General features: G+C 64.9%; 16 protein-coding genes. 2 read left to right on the forward strand and 14 right to left on the reverse strand.

Annotated features, from left to right (window positions below; translation table 11 throughout):
- The 10 genes from trbL to AC1DYF_RS34000 form a co-directional block, all read right to left on the reverse strand.
- Positions 1 to 946, reverse strand: a 946-nt coding sequence (gene trbL, locus AC1DYF_RS33955) for a P-type conjugative transfer protein TrbL (protein ID WP_477882467.1), incomplete at its 3' end; no start/stop codon positions are given.
- Positions 947 to 950: 4 nt separating this feature from the next.
- Positions 951 to 1,340: a putative entry exclusion protein TrbK-alt gene (gene trbK-alt, locus AC1DYF_RS33960; RefSeq protein ID WP_477882468.1), complete on the reverse strand. Its 390-nt coding sequence runs from the start codon at positions 1,338 to 1,340 to the stop codon at positions 951 to 953.
- A gap of 10 nt (positions 1,341 to 1,350) precedes the next feature.
- Positions 1,351 to 2,118 (reverse strand): P-type conjugative transfer protein TrbJ, encoded by a 768-nt coding sequence (gene trbJ / locus AC1DYF_RS33965; protein WP_477882470.1) that lies wholly within the window; start codon positions 2,116 to 2,118, stop codon positions 1,351 to 1,353.
- Positions 2,115 to 4,571 carry a conjugal transfer protein TrbE gene (gene trbE / locus AC1DYF_RS33970; protein ID WP_477882472.1) on the reverse strand — a complete coding sequence of 819 codons (2,457 nt, stop codon included), beginning with the start codon at positions 4,569 to 4,571 and terminating at the stop codon, positions 2,115 to 2,117. Before trbE ends, trbJ begins: the two co-directional genes overlap by 4 nt.
- Before the next feature lie 12 nt (positions 4,572 to 4,583).
- Positions 4,584 to 4,865 (reverse strand): VirB3 family type IV secretion system protein, encoded by a 282-nt coding sequence (locus AC1DYF_RS33975; RefSeq protein WP_477882474.1) that lies wholly within the window; start codon positions 4,863 to 4,865, stop codon positions 4,584 to 4,586.
- Positions 4,865 to 5,197: a TrbC/VirB2 family type IV secretion system protein gene (locus tag AC1DYF_RS33980; protein ID WP_477882476.1), complete on the reverse strand. Its 333-nt coding sequence runs from the start codon at positions 5,195 to 5,197 to the stop codon at positions 4,865 to 4,867. Before AC1DYF_RS33980 ends, AC1DYF_RS33975 begins: the two co-directional genes overlap by 1 nt.
- Positions 5,194 to 6,177 carry a P-type conjugative transfer ATPase TrbB gene (gene trbB / locus AC1DYF_RS33985; RefSeq protein WP_477882478.1) on the reverse strand — a complete coding sequence of 328 codons (984 nt, stop codon included), beginning with the start codon at positions 6,175 to 6,177 and terminating at the stop codon, positions 5,194 to 5,196. Before trbB ends, AC1DYF_RS33980 begins: the two co-directional genes overlap by 4 nt.
- A gap of 330 nt (positions 6,178 to 6,507) precedes the next feature.
- Positions 6,508 to 7,032: a DUF1097 domain-containing protein gene (locus tag AC1DYF_RS33990; RefSeq protein ID WP_477882479.1), complete on the reverse strand. Its 525-nt coding sequence runs from the start codon at positions 7,030 to 7,032 to the stop codon at positions 6,508 to 6,510.
- Between the two features lie 89 nt (positions 7,033 to 7,121).
- A complete protein-coding gene (locus tag AC1DYF_RS33995) occupies positions 7,122 to 7,877 on the reverse strand; it encodes an SDR family oxidoreductase (RefSeq protein WP_477882481.1) in 756 nt (251 codons plus the stop codon).
- A gap of 39 nt (positions 7,878 to 7,916) precedes the next feature.
- Positions 7,917 to 8,801, reverse strand: a complete 885-nt coding sequence (locus AC1DYF_RS34000) for an NmrA family NAD(P)-binding protein (RefSeq protein WP_477882483.1) — start codon at positions 8,799 to 8,801, stop codon at positions 7,917 to 7,919.
- 162 nt (positions 8,802 to 8,963) lie between these two features.
- Here AC1DYF_RS34000 and AC1DYF_RS34005 point away from each other — a divergent pair, with 162 nt between their 5' ends.
- A complete protein-coding gene (locus AC1DYF_RS34005; RefSeq protein ID WP_477882485.1) occupies positions 8,964 to 10,013 on the forward strand; it encodes an AraC family transcriptional regulator in 1,050 nt (349 codons plus the stop codon).
- A 35-nt stretch (positions 10,014 to 10,048) separates the two neighbouring features.
- Here AC1DYF_RS34005 and AC1DYF_RS34010 read toward each other — a convergent pair whose 3' ends face one another.
- Complete coding sequence (locus AC1DYF_RS34010; RefSeq protein ID WP_477882487.1) at positions 10,049 to 10,537, reverse strand: MarR family winged helix-turn-helix transcriptional regulator; 489 nt, start codon at positions 10,535 to 10,537, stop codon at positions 10,049 to 10,051.
- A gap of 85 nt (positions 10,538 to 10,622) precedes the next feature.
- On the opposite strand from AC1DYF_RS34010, the gene AC1DYF_RS34015 reads away from it, so the two are divergent.
- Positions 10,623 to 10,997, forward strand: coding sequence for a nuclear transport factor 2 family protein (locus tag AC1DYF_RS34015; RefSeq protein WP_477882489.1), 375 nt, complete (start codon positions 10,623 to 10,625; stop codon positions 10,995 to 10,997).
- A gap of 126 nt (positions 10,998 to 11,123) precedes the next feature.
- On the opposite strand, the gene AC1DYF_RS34020 is transcribed toward AC1DYF_RS34015, so the two are convergent.
- Genes AC1DYF_RS34020 through AC1DYF_RS34030 form a run of 3 tightly spaced genes read right to left on the reverse strand, consistent with a single transcriptional unit; the run spans position 11,124 to position 15,312 of the window.
- On the reverse strand, positions 11,124 to 11,552 hold the full coding sequence (locus tag AC1DYF_RS34020; protein WP_477882491.1) for a CopG family transcriptional regulator: 429 nt from the start codon (positions 11,550 to 11,552) through the stop codon (positions 11,124 to 11,126).
- Positions 11,553 to 11,561: 9 nt separating this feature from the next.
- Positions 11,562 to 13,547, reverse strand: a complete 1,986-nt coding sequence (locus AC1DYF_RS34025; RefSeq protein WP_477882493.1) for a conjugal transfer protein TraG — start codon at positions 13,545 to 13,547, stop codon at positions 11,562 to 11,564.
- 25 nt (positions 13,548 to 13,572) lie between these two features.
- Positions 13,573 to 15,312 carry a relaxase/mobilization nuclease domain-containing protein gene (locus AC1DYF_RS34030; protein ID WP_477882495.1) on the reverse strand — a complete coding sequence of 580 codons (1,740 nt, stop codon included), beginning with the start codon at positions 15,310 to 15,312 and terminating at the stop codon, positions 13,573 to 13,575.
- Between the last annotated feature and the right edge of the window lie 119 nt (positions 15,313 to 15,431).

The following is a 15,431-nucleotide window of genomic DNA, read 5'->3' on the forward strand; positions in this document are numbered from 1 at the left end:
TCGCAGCACCGCCGCGAGCGGCGGCGGCGGCGCCACCCGCCAGCGCAGCACCACCGGAGGCGGCGGCGCCGACGGCGCCAGCGCCGAGCGCGACCATGCCGCCCGCGGCCATGCCCGTGCCAACCGCTGCGCCGGCGCTGAGCTGCGGGCCGCCGGAAACGAGACCACTGGCGATGCCGGGACCGAAGATGCCGAGGCCGAGCAGCGACAGCGCGGCGAGTACGATCGCCATCGCTTCGTCGATTGTGGGGGTTGCCCCGCCGAAACCGGAAGTGAATTCGGAGAAGAGGGTCGAACCGATGCCGATGATGACGGCGAGGACCAAAACCTTGATGCCGGAAGAGATGACGTTGCCGAGCACGCGTTCGGCCATGAAGGCCGATTTCCCGAATAGGCCGAAGGGGATCAGCACGAAGCCCGCGAGCGTCGTCAGTTTGAATTCGATGAGCGTGACGAAGAGCTGGATGGCGAGGATGAAGAAGGCGAGCAGGACCAGCGCCCAGGCGAGGAACATGCAGGCGATCTGGATAAAGTTCTCGAAGAACGACCAGTAGCCCATCAGGCCAGAGATCGACTCCAAGAGCGGCCGGCCGGCGTCGAGACCAGTTTGCGCCACCTTGCCGGGGCGCAAGAGATCGGCCGTGGTGAAGCTGGTGCCGCTGGCTTTTAATCCCAGGCCGGCGAAGCTCTCGAAGACGATGCGTGCCAGGTTGTTCCAGTTGCCGATGATGTAGGCGAAGACACCGACGAACAGCGTCTTCTTCACCAGGCGAGCCATGATGTCGTCGTCGGCGCCCCAGCTCCAGAAGAGTGCAGCCAGCGTCACGTCGATGACGATCAGGGTGGTGGCGATGAAGGCGACTTCGCCGCTGAGCAACCCGAATCCGCTATCGATGTAGCGGGTAAATACCTCGAGGAAATGGTCGATGACGCCGGTGCCGCCCATGATGTTATCTCGCTTCGTCGAGCTGCGGCGGCGCGATCGGCGCGGCGGGCTCCACGGCTGGCTGATCGGTGCGGCCCGGTTGGGGAGTGGTGTCGTTTCGCGGCGCTGGCGGCATGTCCGGCAGTCGCTCGGCAGGTCGCGCGCCGGGCGCAAGGAAGCGGTTGCGGTTTTCAGCCCAAGCCCGCAGGCATGCGAGGTCGCGGGGACCGGCTTCGCCGAGCGCCTGGCAGCGGATCAGCTCGTCGCGCAACGGGTCGGCCGCGGTCACGGCGGCGCGGCCGGACGGCCACGCCTCGGGCGCTTCCTCTTTCCGGCTCATCTCGATCGCGGTCGCAGTCACTGCGATTGCGACAAAAATGACGGTGCCGAGTCGGGCGAGCATCTTGCCGTCCATGGCCGCGCCCTCAGTTGCCGTTCGGGAACATGCGGGCGTTGCCCGGCTGGTAGCCGCTGCCCGGCGTCAGGAAGCGACGGCGCTGCTCGCGACCTTGCTCGGCCGCGGCTGAGCGCTCCGCTTCGGACAGGCTCTGCGCGCGACCGTTTGCGGCGACCACAGCCGTTAGGTCGGCGAGCTGCTGCGCTTGCAGGGCGAGAAGCTGGTTGCCCGCCTGTGTCGCCTGCAGCGCGCCGGTAGCGCCCTGGCTCTGGCCCACCAGYGCCGACATCTGGGTCCGGTTCGTGTCGATGTTGCCGACGACGCCGGCCTGGACGCGCATCGCATCCTGCAAGCCGCCGACCGTGTTCTGCCAGCGCTCCCGCGCGCCGGCGACGAGCTGCTGGTCCGAGGCGGTCATCGACGCGTTGCCGTAGGTCGTGCGGAACGCCTGGTCGATGTTCTGCACATTGTAGGCGATGTTCTGCGCTTGAGTGAGGAGCTGTTGCGTCCGCTGCACGGACTGCTGAAGCTGCTGCAGTGACGAGTATGGCAAGCTCGCGAGGTTTCGCGCCTGATTGATCAGTGACTGTGCCTGGTTCTGCAGCGAGGTGATCTGGTTGTTGATCTGCTCGAGCGCGCGGGCGGCCTGAAGAACGTTCTGCGCGTAATTGGTGGGATCGTAGACGATGATGGCGTGCGCCGGCCCGGTGAGCAGCGGTGACAGCGCCAAAGGCGCCGCCAGAATGGAGAAGGCGAGCCGAGCGGCGCGTGAGCGGGAACGAACGGAACGAGTCATGGGCGTACCTCCGGATCGGTTTGGGGGATGACGTTGGTGAGGTCGGCGACGAGGTCGGCGGCCCAGGCAAGCCGGTTTTCGGCGAGCCACTCCGCGAGGAACCCGTCCGTGCCGCTGCGGGCGTGAACGTCCGCAATCAGCGCCTGATGCTGCTTCGATGATGCGGCGCAAAGCGCGAGCGCTACGTCCGACAGGCCCAGCTCGAACAGCCGGTTGCCGCGCCGGGATTGGCAGTAATAGTCGCGCTTTGGCATCGCCCGCGCGAGGATCTCGATCTGGCGATCGTTGAGCCCGAAGCGGCGATAGATAGCCGTGATCTGCGGCTCGATCGCGCGCTCGTTCGGGAGCAAGATGCGGGTCTGGCAGCTTTCGATGATGGCCGGCGCGATCGCCGAGCCGTCAATATCCGAGAGCGACTGGGTGGCGAAGATGACGCTGGCGTTCTTCTTGCGCAGCGTCTTCAGCCATTCGCGGAGTTGCCCGGCGAAACCCTCGTCGTCCAGCGCGAGCCAGCCTTCGTCGACGATCAGCAGTGTCGGGCGCCCGTCGAGGCGATCCTCGATACGGTGGAAGAGATAGGCGAGCACAGCGGCAGCCGCGCCAGTGCCGATCAGTCCTTCGGTCTCGAAGACCTGAACATTGGCTTCGCCCAGATGCTCGGCCTCGGCGTCGAGCAGGCGCCCATAGGGACCGCCGACGCAATAGGGTCGGAGCGCCTGCTTGAGATCGTTGGATTGCAGCAACACGGACAATCCCGTCAGCGTGCGCTCGGCGACGGGTGCCGACGCCAGCGAGGAGAGCGCCGACCAAAGATGCTCCTTCACCTCGGGCGTGACCGGCACGCTCTCGCGCATCAGGATCGCGAGCAGCCAATCGGAGGCCCAGGCGCGCTCGGCGACATCCTCGATGCGCGCGAGCGGTTGAAGCGACACGCTGTCGTCTGAGCCTTCGGTGAGGCCACCGCCGAGATCGTGCCAGTCGCCACGCATGGCGAGCGCGGCGGCCCGGATCGATCCGCCGAAGTCGAAGGCGAAGACTTGGCTTTGCGGATAGCGCCGGAATTGCAGCGCCATGAGCGCCAGCAGCACAGACTTGCCGGCGCCGGTCGGACCGACGATCAGCGTATGGCCGACGTCGCCGACATGGATGGAAAGCCGAAACGGGGTCGAGCCTTCGGTCTTGCCGAACAGCAGTGGGGGTGCCGCAAAATGCTCGTCCCGTTCCGGTCCCGCCCACACCGCCGACAGCGGGATCATGTGGGCGAGATTCAATGTGTTGATCGGAGGTTGGCGGACATTGGCGTAGACATGGCCGGGCAGCGAGCCGAGCCAGGCGTCCACCGCGTTGATCGTCTCGGGCATCGCGGTGAAGTCGCGGCCCTGGATGACTTTCTCGACCATCCGCAGCTTCTCGGCGGCGATACGGGGATCATCGTCCCAGACGGTGATCGTCGCCGTCACATAGGCTTGGCCGGCATAGTCCGCGCCCAGCTCCTGCAGCGCCATATCGGCGTCGGCCGCCTTGTTGGCGGCATCGGTATCGACCAGCGCCGAGGCCTCGTTGGTCATCACCTCCTTGAGGATGGCGGCAATCGACTTGCGCTTGGCGAACCATTGCCGCCTGATCTTGGTCAGCAGCTTGGTGGCGTCGGTCTTGTCGAGCAAGACGGCCCGCGTCGACCAGCGGTACGGAAAGGCCAGCCGGTTCAGCTCGTCGAGGATGCCTGGCGTGGTCGCGGTCGGAAAGCCGACGATGGTGAGTATGCGCAGAYGGGCATCGCCGAGCCGGGGCTCCAGCCCGCCCGTCAGCGGCTGATCGGCGAGCAGCGCATCGAGATACATCGGCGTTTCGGGGACGCGGACGCGATGCCGCTTCGTCGAGACCGTCGAATGCAAATAGGTCAGCGTCTCGCCGTCATCGAGCCAGGCGCATTCCGGCATGAAGGCGTCGATGAGTTGGAGGATGCGATCGGTGCGGTCGGCGAAGCCGCGCAGGATCTCGTGCGCATCGACGCCGGCGTGATCGCGGCCCTCATAGAGCCAGGTTTCGGCACGCGCGGCGTCCTCGGCCGGCGGCAGATAGAGGAAGGTCAGGAAGTAGCTGGACTCGAAATGCGCGCCGGCTTCCTCGAAATCGGCCTTGCGTTCGACATCGACCAAGGCGGACGCGCTGTCGGCGAACATGCTTGCCGGATAGGTCGCAGCGCCATGGCGCTGCGCCTCGACGAAGATCGCCCAGCCGGAGCCGAGTCGACGGAAGGCGTTGTTGAGGCGGCCGGCGACGGCAACCAGCTCGGCCGGCACGGCACTGTCAAGGTCGGGGCCGCGGAAGCGCGCGGTGCGCTGCAGGCTGCCGTCCTTGTTCAGCACGATGCCTTCGCCGACCAGAGCGACCCAGGGCAGGAAGTCGGCGAGCCGGGTGTTGCGATTGCGATATTCGGCGAGGTTCATCATCGTCTTTCCTCCTCAGACCGACAGGTGGCCGGGGATGCGCAGATGCTTGCGCACGACATCGACGAACTGCGGATCGCGCTTGGCGGCCCAGACGGCCGCGAAGTGGCCGAGAGCCCAGAGGCCGAGGCCGACCAGCCAGAGGCGCAGGCCGAGGCCGAGCGCGGCTGCCAGCGTGCCGTTGAGGATGGCGAGCGAGCGCGGAGCGCCGCCGAGCAGGATATGCTCGGTCAGCGCCCGATGGACCGGGACCGAGAAGCCCGGTAGCTCGCCGCCATGGTCGCCGTCGCCGGCCATCAGACCAGCGCCCCGCCGCCGAACGAGAAGAACGACAGGAAGAAGCTGGATGCAGCGAAGGCGATCGACAGGCCGAAGACGATCTGGATCAGTTTTCGCGCACCGCCCGACGTATCGCCGAAGGCCAGCGTCAGGCCGGTGATGATGATGATCATCACGGCGATGATCTTGGCAACGGGACCCTCGATAGATTGCAGGATCTTCTGAAGCGGCTCCTCCCACGGCATCTGGGATCCGGATGCGTGAGCCGCAGGCGCGAGCGCCAGCGTCACGAAGGTGACGGATACCGCCGTGGCGAGGCGGCGGCGGATGCGCAAAGCATGTTGGATCATGACGGGTCTCCTGTGAGGGGCTGGCTTGCGGGAGTGACGCGGTAGTCGCCGTCGGAGCCGAGGCCCTCGATGCGGGCGAGTTCGGCGAGACGGCGCAGTGCACCGCGGCCGGAGAGCACAGCGACCAGATCGATCGTCTCGGCGATCAGGGCGCGCGGGACGGTGACGACGGCTTCCTGGATGAGCTGTTCCATGCGACGCAGCGCGCCGATGGCGGTGCCGGCGTGGATGGTGCCGACACCGCCGGGATGGCCCGTGCCCCAGGCCTTCAGCAGGTCGAGCGCTTCGGCGCCGCGCACCTCGCCGATGGGGATGCGATCGGGGCGCAGGCGAAGGGAGGAACGGACGAGGTCGGAGAGCGAGGCGACGCCGTCCTTGGTCCGCATGGCGACCAGGTTCGGCGCGGCGCATTGCAGTTCACGCGTGTCCTCAATGAGGACGACGCGGTCCGAGGTCTTGGAGACTTCCGCGAGCAGCGCGTTGGTGAGGGTCGTCTTGCCGGTGGATGTGCCGCCGGCGACGAGGATGTTGCGCCGGTCGGCGACGGCCTGGCGCAGCGTCTCGGCCTGATCCGCCGCCATGATCCCGGCGGCGACATAATCGTCGAGTGTGAACACGGCGACGGCGGGCTTGCGGATCGCGAAGGCCGGCGCGGACACCACAGGAGGCAACAACCCCTCGAACCGCTCGCCCGTCTCGGGCAGTTCGGCCGAGACACGCGGTGCGCCGGGATGAACCTCGGCGCCGACATGGTGGGCGACCAGACGGATGATCCGCTCGCCGTCAGAAGGCGACAGCAACTCACCCGTGTCGGAAAGCCCTTCGGAAAGCCGGTCGACCCAGAGCCGCCCATCGGGGTTGAGCATCACCTCGACGATCGCGGGGTCTTCCAGAAAGCGGGCGATCGCCGGCCCGAGGGCCGTGCGCAGCATGCGGGCGCCGCGAAGGATCGCCTCCGATTTCTGGTGAGTGGCCGCCACGTCGTCCCCGTTCTCGTGCGGGCCCGCGACATGCGGCCCTGGATCGGGGATGAGTAGAAGAGGTAGAAATCATGGCCTGACAACAACCATAATGTGGTCGTCGTACTGTGGCGTACAAAGACAGGGAAACGGCGGAATAGCTTTATACTTGTGAGGTTCCGGACCGAGACTAAGGCGCTGAGGTGGACACTCTCGCTCCGACGTGCGCCGCGCTCAGGCTAGCGCCAATCTGGATCTCAGATGCTTTGCTTCAAATATGCGACAAAACACAAACGACCTTGTGCTCAGGCCTGTTGCGCCGGGCCGTCCTTCGCAATTCGGGATGCGAGACTATTCGGCGAAGCGTCGATTCAAGGTCTGGCAGGTGTAGCCGGCAAGTCCGCCGATCCCTGTCGCGACGGCCAGATGGATGAAGGAGGCGGTGGCAAGATCAAGTTCGGCCGCGAAGAAGGTCACCATGCCGAGGAACCATGCCAGCATGTTGCCCAGGATACGGTGGCTGCGCAGCCCGACGATCAGGAYCGCGACGAGAAACACGACGACAGGCAGCGCCATATGATCGAGCAAAGGGAAGAGGGCGCCGGTCACGATATGAGAGACGGCGCCGATCGCGATGCCGAGCCAGAGGCACAGCATGGCCGCCATGCTGTTCTTCAGGGATGTCGGCCGCGTGAACCACGCAATGAAACCTGCGAACATCACCCAGACCTCGAGGTTGAGGGCCGCGCTGAGCCAGGCGGCGAAGGCCGCGACCACGGAAGCAATGACCGTCCAAAGGATGAATTTGCCACGCCGCCGGCCATGATCTGCCTGCGACTGCAGTTGCGCCGTTTCCTGAACATGTGCGTTGCCCATCGTGAAGTCTCCTTTCGTTGGTCTCAAAAAGAGGTTTGAGCGGGATCGAGCTTTGCTGAGCAATCCCCGCCGTGCGGTGGCTCCGACCTCTATGCCGGGTTGAGGTATGCGTAGATTTCCGGATAGGCGCCGCGCCTTTCCGCCATGCGCAGACCCTTGACCCGCTCGACCATGATTTCGCCGTCGGCCGGTGTGGGCTCTCCGAGAAGCTCGAGGACTTCGGCGATGTAGTCGGCCAGCGGCATGGCGGCGGGATCGCTCGCCTGCTGAAGACCTGCGAGTTCGGTCTGCACATAAGGCGGCGCAAGCTCGATGACTTCGATGGGCCTATGTCGAAGCTGGTGGCGCAGGGATTGCAGCCACGAATGGAGGAACGCCTTGCTCGCGCAATAGGTGGGGTAGTTGAAGCGCGGTACGAAGGCGAGACCCGAGGTGGTGGTGATGATGGTCGCGGATGGCTGCCTCGCGAGTGTCGGCAGCAGAGCCGCCGTCAACCGCAGGACGCCCATGATGTTGGTCTCGATGATCGAGAGCGATGTGTCGATGTCGATCGCATCGCCATCCCACGCCTCGAGCCGGGAAATGCCGGCGTTGTTCACGAGAACGTCGAGGTCGGGAAAAAGCGACTGAATCTCTTCGGCCAGGCGGGCAACCGCCGCCGGGTCCTGCATATCCACCTGCAGGCCATGCATCCCGGGATGCGCCGCGGTGATCTCGTCCAGAAGGGCCTGACGACGGCCGGCAATGATGACCTGGTTGCCGCGCTGATGGAACGTCTCGGCGAGCCCCTGGCCGATGCCGCTCGTGCCGCCGGTAATGAGAATGGTTCGACCCGTCAAATTCATGGCGCGATGCTCCTACTGTGGGCGTATCGGAAGGCCGGCTCAGCCGAGGACGGCGGGCTTGAGCGTCTCCTCGCACCACTCGCGGAAGCTCGTCGGCGTTGAATTTTCCGGCGTCCTGGGCGCAGTCAGGTCGAGGCCCTGATCCTTGGCCCAGGCCATGTCCGTCATTCCCTGCGCCATGGCATCGGAGAAGCCGAACTGCAGGAAGCGAGCCTTGTACGCGTCGAAGCTGATCTGTTGGTAGGTGACTGCCTTGCCGAGTACATCGGAGATGATCTCGGCCATGTCGTTGAACGAAATATCCTCGGGGCCGAGAACAGGCACCTCGCTCTGGTCCGTCCAACTGTCATCAAGCAGCCAGCGTGCCGCGACGGCGGCGATGTCGCGTGTTGCGACGCTCGGAAGCTTGAGGTCGCCCGAGATCGGCATGAAGAATTTGCCCTGATCGCGGATCGCGGTCGCCTGCCGGGCGATGTTGTCCATGAAGGACGGGTTGGCCAGGCCGCGGAATGCGACGCCCGTACTGACTATCATGTCATCCATCGCCAGCGAGCCGGTGACGAAGCCCGCTCTGTCGGCCACCGGCGAACCGCGCCCGAGCGCCGTGATCGCAACGACGCGCTTGACGCCTTGCGCCTTCAAGGCGGCTGCTGCGGGACGGGTGAAGTCGACATAGGCCGCCATCACGGAAGCCGCCTTCGGGTCGGGAGGCACGAGCCAGAATGCCGTGTCGGCGCCGCTGAACGCTTCGTTGACGACGCCAGCGTCCCCATGGGAGCCTTCGACGACCTCGACGCTGTTTCGTATTTCGTCGCCCAGATGAGATGGATCGCGCGCAATCACGCGGATTGGCGCTCCCGATTGGAGAAGGTTCTGGACAACCTGATGACCAATATCGCCGGTCGGGGCGGTTACGACGATCATGTTTTACTCCGGTGTTGAAGGCGGAAGCGCGGCCGATGCGATGACAGGCCGAGCAGATGTGCCGTCGCCTGCGTTCATGTTCTGCTGGAACGTAGGCGGTTGCTTTAGGACGGTCTATGCGGGATAGTCCGCTATATCTTCGCAATCGTCCGAGATGAGCCCATGGATCCGCTTTCAGACGTCCTCTCGCTGCTTAAACCGCAAGCTTATGTGTCCTCCGGCTTCGACGCCGGCGGCGACTGGGCTGTCCAGTTCGGCGATCAGCATAAGCTCATCAAATGCTATGCGGTCGTGTCGGGTGGCTGCTGGCTGACCGTCGAGGGTGTTAGCGATGCAGTGCGCTTGGAGGCCGGCGACTGCTTCGTGCTGCCGACTGGTCGGCCCTTTCGGCTTGGCAGCAGCATCAATGGGCCTGCGGTCGGAGCAGGGGAGATATTCCCGGTCGCGCGAAGGGGCGGTGTCGTCACGCTCAACGGCGGCGGCGGATTGTTTCTGGTGGGAAGCCGCTTCGGCGTGAAGAGCAATCACGCCGACATGCTGCTCGGCCTGCTTCCCCCGATCGTGCACATTCGAGAGCAGCATGAGCGAGCAGCCCTGCGCTGGTCCGTCGAGCAAATGATGAGGGAACTGCGTGAAGAGCAGCCAGGCAACGCCCTCGTGGTGCAGCATCTGGCTCATCTGATGCTGGTGCAGGCTCTGCGTGTGCATCTGGACACGGGTGACGGCGACCGTGTCGGCTGGTTCTTCTCCCTAGCGGATAAACAGCTCGGTGCCGCGATCAAGGCGATCCATGCCGAACCCGCTTATCAATGGACCCTGCAAGAGCTTGGTGAGGTCGCCGCCATGTCGCGCTCGACATTCGCACTCAGGTTCAAGGAGCACGTGGGCGAGCCGCCGATGCAGTATGTGGCGCGATGGCGGATGCTTCTCGCCTGCGACAGGCTGGAGAATTCAAGCGATCCCGTCTCGGCGGTTGCCGCTTCGCTCGGCTATGAATCGGAAAGCGCGTTCAGCACGGCCTTCAAACGCGTCATGGGCTGCTCGCCTCGGCAATATGGGCGCTGGCGAAAGGTTGAGCCGGAGACCAATGCTGTTGGTACACACTTGCTGCCCGATCGGATGCGCCCCGATGCCAACAATGGGAACCCACGCATTGAGCGCAACGTTGCTGCTGCGGGCGGCCGACTTGCGTCGGACCAACGGATTGCATGACCCACTCACCGCTAAGAGCGGCTCAGACCGGTCGGTCAGCTCGGTTCGCGTGAATCGGCGTGAATCGGTTGGCTGGGCGATGCTTCGACGCCCGCGATCCGATCGAGGTTTGCGAGCAGGCGCTTTAGAAGGTCAGCGAGTAGTCCGGCCTCCTCATTCGTAAAGTCACTCAGCACCTCTTCATTGCCCCGGAGCAAGGCAACAACGGCATCGGGTAAGCGCGCTTTTGCCATCTCAGTCAGTGTGATGCGGCTGCTGCGTCCATCGGCTGGGTCAGGTACTCGCTGAATCAGTCCGTCCCGTTCCATGCGGGCGAGCATCTGGGCCATCGGTGGCTGTTCTATCTTGGCGAAACGGGCAAGGTCACGCTGCGTGCTCGCTCGGCCATCCCGAAGGGCAATGAGCACCGGCAGATGACCGACACCGAAGCCGAGCGGCTTGAGCCGCGCTTCGCTGAGGCGGGCAAATCCGCGGGCCGCCAAGCTTATCAGATGCCCGGGCGTCGAAAGCGCATCTTGATCCATCTTGCGTCTCCCTTGCGCCTTCAAAGCCTCAGATATATACGTGCATATGTATCTAAGCGCCACGCTTATTTGAAGGAAAGAACCAATGAAGGATGATGTTGGAGTTCTTGAGCGCATCTACGATCGATTCAACGCTCGAGACATAGACGGCGTGCTGACCGAGCTCACGGATGATGTCGCCTGGGCCAATGGTATGGATGGCGGGCACGTTCAGGGGCATGAAGCCGTCCGCGAGTATTGGACCCGGCAGTGGACCGTGGTCAGTCCCCATGTCGAACCCGTGGACTTCCATCCCACTGAGGATGGCGCAATCAAAGCAAGAGTCCGGCAGACGATCTTTGATCTTGAAGGCAAACCGCTTCAGGATCAGACGCACGGGCTCAAAGACAAAACAGTCGGACACGTTTTCCGCTTCCGGGCGGGGAAAGTAGCTCGCTTCGACATTGAGGATGCTGCCTAGGCCAGCCTTGTCTGGCGCCAGAACACCCAGCGATAGCGGGGCGACGCCTTGACGTCGGCTCCGTCCAAGCAGGAGACGCTGGCGAACTTTTGGCCGTCGCTGGAATGGTCTTTGCTCGGCCCGACATTATTGCTCTTCGCCCGCGTGATCTTCTGATATCTCCTGCCGAAGCTTCGGCCCGCTCGCGAGTCGACGACCCAGAGCCGCGATGAACGACTCGTACCGCTCCCCAGCTTTGGCGCGAGCAGCCTGAGCGGCGGGCTCCGGCAATGCCGGCGTCGTTGTCAGCCAGAAGCGCACGAAGATGGCCAGGGTCTCGACGGAAATACCGACATCGCGCTCCATCCGGGCCATGCGCCGGTCGAGTTGGTCCAGCCGCTTGACAAGCACCGCCTCCTGGCGCTCCGCGGCATCGGGAGACAGGAAGGACGCGATACCTGCCTCCGCGACCAGCGAAAGCGAGTGGCCGCGCCGAGCCGCATGCGCGGAGAGGGCCTTCATCACGTCAGGCTCGAGATAGACAGAGAGCCGCTGCTTCTTCGGTGATTTCGTCACGGCGGCCTCCTACAGCTCGATGCCGTCGCCGGGATCGAGCGAGGCCTGCCGCGCCGCCTGCCGCATGGCGTCACGCATGCGACTGTTGCGAGCGACGTCGTCGTCGGGATCGTCTGTCGGGTCGATCTCGAACTCGTTCTCGATCGGCGCCTTCTTCTCCATCGGCTGCATGCGATTCAGCTCAGGCTGGTGGCGGCGCTCGGATTCGGTTGTGTCCTCGTCCTCGAGGCTGGCTGCTGGCGCGGCGGTCAGGATCTCGGGCGTGAGCGGCAGGGCCAGATTGCTCCAATCATCGGTCGAAGCCCGTTTCGGTTTAGCGTGTGCCGGCGGCGGCAATACCCGCTCCTGGAACCGCCGATCCTCATAGTAGCGGGCCTTCTTGGCGCGGATGGGCGGCGTGCCGGCGACCATGACGATCTCGTCGGAGGGCGGAAGCTGCATGATTTCACCTGGGGTGAGCAGCTGCCTGGCCGTTTCCGACCGCGACACCATCATGTGGCCGAGCCAGGGCGAAAGCCGGTGGCCCGCATAGTTCTTCATCGCCCGCATCTCGGTCGCGGTGCCGAGCGCATCCGACACGCGCTTGGCCGTCCGCTCGTCGTTAGTGGCGAAGCTGACGCGGACGTGGCAGTTGTCGAGGATCGAATTGTTCGGGCCGTAAGCCTTCTCGATCTGATTGAGCGACTGGGCGATCAGGAACGCCTTGAGGCCATAACCCGCCATGAAGGCGAGAGCGCTCTCGAAGAAGTCGAGCCGACCGAGCGCGGGGAACTCGTCGAGCATGAGCAGCAGCCGATGGCGACCGCTCTTGGCCTGCAGATCCTCGGTCAAGCGGCGGCCAATCTGATTGAGGATCAGGCGGATCAGCGGCTTCGTCCTGTTAATGTCGGACGGCGGCACGACAAGGTAGAGCGTTGTCGGACGATTGCCACCGACGATATCGACGATGCGCCAGTCGCACCGGCGGGTGACCTCAGCGACGACGGGATCACGATAGAGGCCGAGGAACGACATCGCGGTCGACAGCACGCCAGACCGCTCGTTGTCCGATTTGTTTAGCAGCTCACGCGCGGCGCTGGCGATCACCGGATGCGGGCCGGCCTCGCCAAGGTGGGCGGTCTTCATCATGGCTGCCAGCGTCGACTCAATCGGCCGCTTCGGATCGGAGAGGAAGGCGGCGACGCCAGCCAGCGTTTTGTCGGCTTCGGCGTAGAGAACGTGCAGAATGGCGCCGACCAGCAACGCGTGGCTGGTCTTCTCCCAATGGTTCCGCTTCTCCAGCGAGCCTTCCGGATCGACCAGGATGTCGGCGATATTCTGGACGTCGCGGACTTCCCATTCGCCGCGACGGACCTCGAGCAGAGGATTGTAGGCGGCCGACTTTGCGTTGGTCGGATCGAACAGCAGTACACGGCCGTGCCGGGATCGGAAGCCCGCCGTCAGCGTCCAGTTCTCACCCTTTATGTCGTGGACGATCGCCGAACCCGGCCAAGTCAGCAGCGACGGCACGACCAGGCCGACACCCTTACCGGATCTCGTGGGCGCAAAGCAGAGCACATGCTCGGGCCCGTCATGGCGAAGATAATCGCGATCGAACTTCCCTAGGATGACGCCATCCGCGCCCAGCAGGCCGGCGGCGCTTACTTCGCGGGCGACGGCCCATCGGGCGGAGCCGAACGTCTCGGCGTTCTTGGCTTCACGCGCCCGCCAAACGGACATGCCGATTGCGACGGCGATCGAAATGAAGCCGCCTGACGCCGCGATATAGGCCCCCTCGATGAAGATCGGCGGGGCATATGCATCGTAGAAATACCACCACCAAAAGAAGGCCGGTGGATAGTAGATTGGCCAGCCGGCCAGCTCGAACCAGGGGAGTCCGAGCTGCGGTTGGAAGCCGAGCCGATAGGCCGTCCACTGCGTCGCCGCCCAGGTTGTCATGACGACGATGAGGAAGACGGTGAGGATCTGGCCCCAGAGGATTTTAGTCGCCGACATGGCGGGCACTCCTTTCTTGATTGGGCTACACGCCGAGGCCACGGTTGCGGCCGAAGCTCCAGTCGACGCCGCCGGCGCCGCGCGACACGCCGGAGACGTGCTGACCGATCTGACGTTCGAGGGATGGCGACCAAGGTACGAGCTGGAAGCCGAGGCCGTCGTCGATCATGGCGAAGCGGCCGGAGGCGAGCGCGAAGCGCTGGCGGTAAGTGCCCGCCACATACTCCCCCGTTGCGGCCTTCGAGAATTGTCGGCCGGTCTCGGCCGCGAGCTTCTCGCCTAGGGCCTCCACCTCGCGCTGCCGGAGCTTGTCGATCAACCCCGGCGAGAAGCTGACGCCACGCGTTTGCCGCTCGGCGAGACCCTGCCCAACGAGGTGCTCGGCTCGCCTGTCCATCGCCTGTCGAACTTCAGCGCCGAAGCCGCCACCGCCGAGCGCGACTGGGTCGCGGGCGATCGCCTGTCGATCGAGCCAGGTGGCGCCGGTCGCGTTGACCTGCCGTTCGATGTTGAGATCGGAGCGGACGGCGAGTGCGACCCGCCTGCGTCCCTGTGCGTCGTCGAATTTGCGCAGCTCGACGATCGAGCCCGGCGCGCTGTCGCCGGCCGCGTCGAGATCGGGCAGCTTGATGTGGTGGGTTCGCCCGTCGGTGCCATCGACCACGGCATAGGCCGTGCCCTTCAGCTCGTCGTCGAGGCCCCGATCAACCAGACGGCCGATGACAGGATCGTTGATGCTCTCGCCGGCGAGCACATAGCTGGCGGCGCCGCGTTCGATGCCGCGCTCGGTCAGGCCGCGATGAATGCGCTTGATGATATCGCCACGCTCGCCCAGCTCGCGAAGGGTCGCCTCGGCAGTCTCGGACACGACCCATTGGCCGGGGCCGACCTGATCAGCGAGGCCGAGCGTCTCCAGCTTCCGCAGGCGGCCGACTTTCATCGCGTGAAACTCGTCGGGTTGGCGGTCGGGGTGCGGGGCGAGATCGACGATGCCGGTACGGTAGCTGTCCCGCGAAAGCTGGCGGTCGAGGTTGGTCCAGCGTTCCGCCTCGATCTGCCGCACCAGATTGCGGCGGATCTCGTGATCGGTGCGCGGCCCTAGCTCCTGGGTGACGAGATCCTGCGCGCGGGCGCGCATGCCTTCCTTGATGTAGTCGCGGGAGATGACGAGGTCCTGGCCGTCATCGGTGCGCCCGCGCAGGATGATATGGACGTGCGGATTATCGGTGTTCCAGTGATCGACGCCGACCCAGTCGAGCTTGGTGCCGAGGTCCTTCTCCATCTGCCCCATCAGGTTGCGGGCGTAAGTCTTGAGGTCTGACATCTCGACCGCGTCCTCCGGCGAGACGATGAAGCGGAAATGGTGCCGGTCGTCCTGGGTGCGCTCGGCGAAGGACTTGGGATCGGCGTCTTCGATCTCCGGGCCGAACAGCCGGGCCTTCTCCCCATCCTGGGTGACGCCCTCGCGCCGCAGGTAGCTGAGGTGCGCGCTGAGCGGCGCGGCCTGAGCGCCATGACGGACGACGCGCGTCTTCATGACGGTGTTGCGCGATCGGCTGGTGAGCAGGCGATTGGCCTGCACGGTCGCGCGCTGGCCGCGCCCGAACCGGGAGCGGTTGCCCGAGCTGATTTTGCCGGAGCGCGAGACGCTGCCACCAGCACGTTGGGCGGCAGCGAGCGCCTGAGCGATAAAGGGGCGGGCCTGTTGTGCGCGGGTCGAGCGGATGCGGCCTGGCCGGATGCGGAAATCGTCGTCGCCGCTCATGGCCGAGGCCCCGCACATCGCGCAAAGCCGAGGAAATCCTTGCGGAAATCGCAATAGCGCAGGCTGCGCCGATCAGGCGCACCTCGCGCGAATGCGCCATAAGTCTCTGAAAACACACG

It is taken from the genome of Rhizobium sp. P2_G9, assembly GCF_056403475.1.

What these genes read in the sequence shown, in the direction of transcription:
- AC1DYF_RS33995 (WP_477882481.1), bottom strand. Translation starts at nt 7,877, where the DNA reads ATGAATTTGACGGGTCGAACCATTCTCATTACCGGCGGCACGAGCGGC.
- AC1DYF_RS34010 (WP_477882487.1), bottom strand. Translation starts at nt 10,537, where the DNA reads ATGGATCAAGATGCGCTTTCGACGCCCGGGCATCTGATAAGCTTGGCG.
- AC1DYF_RS33980 (WP_477882476.1), bottom strand. Translation starts at nt 5,197, where the DNA reads ATGATCCAACATGCTTTGCGCATCCGCCGCCGCCTCGCCACGGCGGTA.
- AC1DYF_RS34030 (WP_477882495.1), bottom strand. Translation starts at nt 15,312, where the DNA reads ATGAGCGGCGACGACGATTTCCGCATCCGGCCAGGCCGCATCCGCTCG.
- trbK-alt (WP_477882468.1), bottom strand. Translation starts at nt 1,340, where the DNA reads ATGGACGGCAAGATGCTCGCCCGACTCGGCACCGTCATTTTTGTCGCA.
- AC1DYF_RS33975 (WP_477882474.1), bottom strand. Translation starts at nt 4,865, where the DNA reads ATGGCCGGCGACGGCGACCATGGCGGCGAGCTACCGGGCTTCTCGGTC.
- AC1DYF_RS34005 (WP_477882485.1), top strand. Translation starts at nt 8,964, where the DNA reads ATGGATCCGCTTTCAGACGTCCTCTCGCTGCTTAAACCGCAAGCTTAT.
- AC1DYF_RS34025 (WP_477882493.1), bottom strand. Translation starts at nt 13,547, where the DNA reads ATGTCGGCGACTAAAATCCTCTGGGGCCAGATCCTCACCGTCTTCCTC.
- AC1DYF_RS34000 (WP_477882483.1), bottom strand. Translation starts at nt 8,801, where the DNA reads ATGATCGTCGTAACCGCCCCGACCGGCGATATTGGTCATCAGGTTGTC.
- AC1DYF_RS34015 (WP_477882489.1), top strand. Translation starts at nt 10,623, where the DNA reads ATGAAGGATGATGTTGGAGTTCTTGAGCGCATCTACGATCGATTCAAC.